The organism is Saccharopolyspora soli, assembly GCF_022678645.1.
GTDB lineage: Bacteria > Actinomycetota > Actinomycetes > Mycobacteriales > Pseudonocardiaceae > Saccharopolyspora > Saccharopolyspora soli.
Genome location: NZ_JALBWV010000142.1, coordinates 1 through 5,702 on the forward strand (window position 1 = coordinate 1; position 5,702 = coordinate 5,702).

The 5,702-nt window shown below is 67.2% G+C and carries 5 protein-coding genes and 1 tRNA gene; 2 read left to right on the top strand and 4 right to left on the bottom strand.

Features of this window, described 5'->3' with window-relative positions; genetic code table 11:
- Positions 1–46 precede the first annotated feature (46 nt).
- Both MOQ72_RS43770 and MOQ72_RS43775 read right to left on the bottom strand, forming a co-directional pair.
- A complete protein-coding gene (locus MOQ72_RS43770; RefSeq protein ID WP_242191974.1) occupies positions 47–319 on the bottom strand; it encodes a nucleotidyl transferase AbiEii/AbiGii toxin family protein in 273 nt (90 codons plus the stop codon).
- Positions 320–321: 2 nt separating this feature from the next.
- Positions 322–954, bottom strand: coding sequence for a type IV toxin-antitoxin system AbiEi family antitoxin (locus MOQ72_RS43775; RefSeq protein WP_242191975.1), 633 nt, complete (start codon positions 952–954; stop codon positions 322–324).
- Between the two features lie 183 nt (positions 955–1,137).
- Between MOQ72_RS43775 and MOQ72_RS43780 the strand changes: the two genes are divergently transcribed.
- Positions 1,138–2,118: a metallophosphoesterase gene (locus MOQ72_RS43780; RefSeq protein WP_242191976.1), complete on the top strand. Its 981-nt coding sequence runs from the start codon at positions 1,138–1,140 to the stop codon at positions 2,116–2,118.
- A gap of 123 nt (positions 2,119–2,241) precedes the next feature.
- Here MOQ72_RS43780 and MOQ72_RS43785 read toward each other — a convergent pair.
- Positions 2,242–2,314: transfer RNA gene (locus MOQ72_RS43785), tRNA-Arg, on the bottom strand.
- A 126-nt stretch (positions 2,315–2,440) separates the two neighbouring features.
- Between MOQ72_RS43785 and MOQ72_RS43790 the strand changes: the two genes are divergently transcribed.
- Positions 2,441–4,483 (top strand): tetratricopeptide repeat protein, encoded by a 2,043-nt coding sequence (locus MOQ72_RS43790; RefSeq protein WP_242191977.1) that lies wholly within the window; start codon positions 2,441–2,443, stop codon positions 4,481–4,483.
- Here the strand turns inward: MOQ72_RS43790 and MOQ72_RS43795 are convergent.
- On the bottom strand, positions 4,473–5,702 hold a 1,230-nt coding region (locus MOQ72_RS43795), incomplete at its 5' end, for a hypothetical protein (protein ID WP_277955550.1). The genes MOQ72_RS43790 and MOQ72_RS43795 overlap by 11 nt on opposite strands.

The window sequence follows — 5,702 nt, forward strand, 5'->3', positions numbered from 1 at the left end:
TCTACACAATCCTCTGCCAGCCAACCAACAACCCCGCCGACCTCACTCACACCACTTGACGATCTATAGGAGCATCAACCTTTAGGGCTTCACCCGTTGCGCGGCGTCCGCCGAGCGCCATCAGATCGATGTCTTCGGACAGACGCCCTTCTGGGATGAAGGTCCGAGACAGGGCAGTGCCGCCGAAGAACAGCACTTGTTCGGCCAGGTGCTGGCTGAGGGCGGCCAACAAGTGGGAGATCAGGTGGTCACGGCGTACTTGAGCGCGCGCGACTCCGAATTGTTCGGCTACAGCCTGTTCTTCGTCGGGGTCGAGCATGGTCAACTACCTTCGAGGGCGCGTTGGAGGGTTGGTCGACGACGTTGTTTGGTCGCGAGTTCGTGGAGCAGGTCATGATCGGCGCGCGGGAGCAATCCTTGGATGGCCGCACGGGTTTCCTCAGGTAGACCGCCAAGCTCGGGGCGAGCGGCGAGATCGAGGATGGTCTGTTCGACCGTCGTGACCCAACCTCGGCCAAGTTCTGTGGTGTGTTGTTGGACATCGAGCGCAGCGACGTCGCGACGAACGAACATGACGCTGGCGTCGCGATCGGCCAACCGCAGCACCGGTCGGCGTCGACCTGCTGCGACGACGGCGACCGCGAGCCCGCGGGGAATCACGCCGTGCACGCGTGCCGCGGACAGTCCCATGAGCGCGACCGCGTCGATGCCCTCGTCGGCGGCGGCGATGCCGAGCGCCGCAGCCTCCAGTTCCGGGAGCCAGTGCCTACCGAGCTGATCATCCGGCACCGCAGCGTAGTACCCGGTAGCGAGTCGGTGCAGCGCCCCGGCACGGGTGAGGCGAGCGACCTCGGGGCGTGGATGGGCGTAGACCGAGCCAGCGTCCTGCGGGCGCAGGACCCGGATCGGCCGTCGAAGGAGTTCGGGAGGCACCCGAGCGGGAGCATGCGCCATGACTGTCACCTCCGTAGGCTTTCACCCTGCGCTCGTTCACCAGTGGCAGTGTAGGGTCGTCGCACTGCGTAGCCCAGTCGAACTTCTTGCGCAGTTAACGCAAGGGGCTGCGCTCCGTTGCCATGGCGCCATTCTGTGCCGATCTACTCGCGTTGATCGTTCAACGACTTCTCGGAGCGCATTGTGGCCACCACTTCCCCCGGACCAACCGATGCCGAAGAATTCCCCGCTACCGGCTCGCCGAGCCGCCGCCGCTTCCTCGGCCTCGCCGCTGGCGTCGCAGCCGCCCTCACCACGCTGCCGACCGAAGCTTCGGCGGCGTCCGCGAGCGCGCCGCCGCTGCGGTTCGGCGTGATCGCGGACTGCCAGTACGCCGACAAGCCCGACGGTCCGGTGCGTCTCTACCGGCTGTCGGTCGCCAAGTTGAAGGAGGCCGTGGCCACACTGAACGAGGCCGACCTCCGCTTCTCGTTCCACCTTGGCGACATGGTTGACGAGTTCCCGGTGAGCTTCGACACCGTCATGCCGATCTGGGACGAGCTGCAGATGCCGAAGTACCAGGTTCTCGGCAATCACGACTTCCAGATGCCCCGCGCCGAGCTGCTCCCGACGATGGGCATGCCCTCGTCGTACTACCAGTTCCGCCGCAACGGCTGGCGCTTCATCGTGGTCGATACCAACGACATCAGCACCTACGGGAACCCCAAGGGATCCGAAAAGTACGCCCTCGCCGAGAAGATGCGCGCCGACCTTCAGGCGGCAGGCAAGCCCAACGCCCAGACCTGGAACGGTGGCGTCGGCGCCGAGCAGTTCGCCTGGATCGAGCAGATCCTCGAACAAGCCCGCCGCGCGGGCGAGAAGGTCGTCCTCAACGCGCATCACCCGATCTATCCCGTGAACGAGCACAACGCCTACAACGACGCCCAACTCGTCGAGCTGGTGACGTCCTACGACAACGTCGTCGCCTGGTTCAACGGCCACAACCACGCTGGCAACTACGGCTTCACCGGTGGCACCCACTTCATCAACTTCAAGGGCATGGTCGACACGACGACTACGTCGTACGCGACTGTGCAGGCCCACGACGACCACCTCATGATCGAAGGTTTCGGCCGAGAGCCGAACCGCATCGCTCCGTTCGGGGCGCCCGCCTACCAGGTCTGATCCGCCAGCCCTCCGTGCAACTGTTACCCGTACATGCAGCTGGAGGGCTGAGGCAAAGACGGGGCGAAAGTGGGGGTTGATCTCGAATGAGATCGGCCCCCATGTCGTTTACCAGGCGTTTTGCGCCCCCGGCAGGATTCGAACCTGCGACACCCGCTTTAGGAGAGCGGTGCTCTATCCCCTGAGCTACGAGGGCCTACGGCGAAGCGTACCTGGGTTGGTGTTCCGGGTTGGTACCCGGTTGGTGCGCGCCCCAGCTGCAACAGGTGTCCGTCGCGTATCGTCGGGTGATCTTCACCGTTCGGCGGCTCTTGGGGTGGGCATGGGCAACCAGAACAGCGGCGACGTGCACAACCTCGTGCAGGTCGGGGCGCTCCACGGGGACTTGCACTTGCACCAGGGGGTCGGGCCGGTCAAGGTTCCCGCCGAGCTCGCAGCGCAGCCCGCCAACTTCGTCGATCGTGAGCCGCAACAGGCGTCCTTGGACGCGTTGCTGGTCGCGCCCCGCGGGGCCCGTGCCGGATGGGCCGTGATCAGCGGGCCCAAGGGGGTCGGGAAGAGCGCCTTGGGGCTCCACTGGTCCCACCGGGCCAGCAGGTCGTTCGAGCACGGTCAGATCTACTTCGACATCGGGCAGAACGGCTTCGAACGGACGGTCGACCACTGCTTGCGCTCGCTCGGGGTGCCTGGGGATGGGATTCCGGTGTCGTTGGACGACAAGATCGCGTTGTTGCGCAGCGAGACCAACGGGCGGCGGTTGCTCTTCTTCTTCGACGATGTCGCTGACCTGGAAGAAGTGGAACGCCTGTTGCCTGCTTCGGGCCACAGCCTGGTGCTGTGCACGAGTCGCCAGGACGCTGCGGCGCTCGCTGCCGACGGGGTTCGGTCGATCCGGTTGGCCGAGTTGGAACCACCCCATGCCCTTGAGTACCTGCGGCGGAGCGGGTTGGCGGAACGTATCGACGCCGAGCCCGAGGCTGCGGCCGAGCTCGTGGAGAGGTGCGGCTACCTGCCTATCGCGCTGCACGTCGTGTCCGGACTGCTGCATCGGAAGGGGTCCTGGAGCATCACTCGGGCGGTTCGGGAGCTGTCCGACCAAGGGCGGCGCCGGAGGCACTTCCACGAAGCCTTCGCCGCGCTGGACTTGGCGATCGAGCAGCTTCCGGCGGAGCAAGCCGACCTCTATGCGCTGCTCGGGGTTTTTCCCGGTCCGGTTTTCGGAATTGGGGCGGTGGCGGCATTGGCCGATCTCGCCGAGTCCGCCGCTGAACACCGCCTCGACGAACTGCACGGGACTTGTCTGGTGGAGGAGAACGATCAGGAACAGCGCCGGTTCCACGACCTCGTGCGCGAGCATGCCGCGGAGGCAGCTCGGGAGCTCGGCGCCGATCGGCGGGACGCGGCGTTGCGGCGGTTGGTCGACTGGTATCGGCGGCAGGGGGCTTTCGCCGATCGGATGGTGATGGAGCCCAGTCGGCTCCGGGTCGTTGACGACGACGTCACCGGCACGAACCCGTTCTCGGCGGACGAGGCGCTGGAGTGGTTGGAGCGCGAGCGGGTCAACCTGCTCGCTGTGGTTCGGTTGGCCGTCGAGCGAGCCTGGCACATCGACGTGGTCGCGCTCTGCGACGGTCCACTGTGGGCATTGCACAACCAGCACAAGCACTACTCGGACATGTTGTGGGCGCTGGGCGAGGCGGTCGGGTCCGCGCAGGAGTTGGAGGACCTGGTCGCCGAGGCTCGGATGCGGAGTCTGCGGGGCCAGCTGTTGATGGAGCGCGGCGCGTTGTCCGAGGCGCTGCGGGAGTGCGCGCAGGCAGTGCAGGTCGCTGAGCAGGCCGGGCATCGGCGGGTTCTGGCGTCCGCGCTGGAGTTCCAGGGCAAAGTGCTGCACGCCCGCGCGGACTTCGCCGCAGCCGTGGGGTTGTTCGAACGGTCTCGACGGCTCAACGAAGAGCTCGGTCGACCGCGCGGCGTGGCCTTGCAGGAATACCTGATGGGCAAGGCGCTCACCGGGCTGTCGCAGCATGACGAGGCACTCGTGGTGCTTCGGACCGCGTTGGAGCGGATGGCGGAATTCCCCAACGACAAGCGGGTTCCGTCGCGCATTCAGGTCGCGATGGCTGCCGCGCACCAGGCGCTCGGACAGCACGAGCAGGCGATTCCCGTGTTGCAGCAGGCGATCTCGGCCACTCGGGAGCGGAAGGCCTCGTTCGACCTGGCCGAACCGCTGGAAATGCTCGCGGATTGCTTGCACGCCACCGGGCGGCCGGGCTCGCGGGACCACTTGGTCGAAGCGCTCGCGATCTACGAGCAGGCGCACAGCCCGGCGGCCGAGCGGGTGCGGCGGAAGCTCACCGAGTGAACAGGTCCACCGGTTCCGGGCGGGCTGGCCACGGGGGTTCCGGCAAGCCCAGTTGGTCGTAGATGACCTCGCGCAGCCGCGGATACGCCCGGTCCTGGAAGGCGCGCGCGGCCAGGTCCTGGTAGCCGGTGATCGGCTCGGCCGAGTCGATCTGCGTTCGGACCTCCGCGCTCGGATCCAGCCGGGGCGTCCGCTCGCCGAGTGCCGCCATGGCGGAGCGCGGCACGACTTCGTCGGTGCCGAAAGCTGCCAGCAGCAGCGGTTTGCCCAGCGTGGCGGCGTAGAACGCCAGCGAACCGTGGTCGGAGATCACCACGTCCGCGGCGACCAGCGCTGCCTGCCACTTCCGCAGCGGCGGTACCAGGATCAGCCCGTGCTTCCGGGCCGTGTGCGTCCAGCCTTCGAGCTGCAAGCGCTGGTACCGGTCCCAGATGTTCGGGTGCAGGACCAACGCCACCTGGTAGTCGGCGGCAGGCAGCGTGCTGACCAGCTGTTTCGCCAGACCGCCCTGGAGGCCGTACAGCGACTGCGGCCCCCACGTCGAGGCGAGCACGATCAGCTTCCGCTGCCCGGTGCCGATGGCCTCCCGGTAGTGCTCACGCATCGGCAGGCTGGCCTGCAAGCGTGCGAAGCACGGATCGCCGATCACTTCGGCATGCGGGACGGCCGCTGGGCAACTGCGTCGCAACACCTCGATCTGGTCCACATGGGACAGTCCGACGACAGCGGGCACCACCCGGCCCGCATGCATGAGTTGGGTTGGGGACAGGCCCGAAATCTCCTCGGTGAAGCCGGTTTCGGCCGCTCGGAACTTGTGCGGTCCGGCGCCGTGCGACATCGTCAGCACCCGGACGTCCAACTCGTGCAACCGGCCGTTGCCGCTCGGGGAGATCGCGAAGTCGAAGTTCTCGCCGGTCGCGTCGCCCCAGTCCGCGATCTGGGCCGCGCAGCGGCGCAACTCGTCGGTGAGGTTCGCGGCGAACTTCGAGCCCTCCGCCACCGCGAACCGGGTTTCCACCCGCATGTCGTCCGCGAGTACCGGCAGCACGTCGAGCAGGCGGTCCAACGCCGTCAGCGTGCGGACGACCCCGAGGACCCGGCGCCGCACCCGCACGGTGTCCCAGCGATCCGCCCGACCCGGACCGGGTTCCGGGTTCCGGGTTCCGGGTTCCGGGTTCCGGGTTCCGGGTTCCGGGTTCCGGGTTCCGGGTTCCGGGTT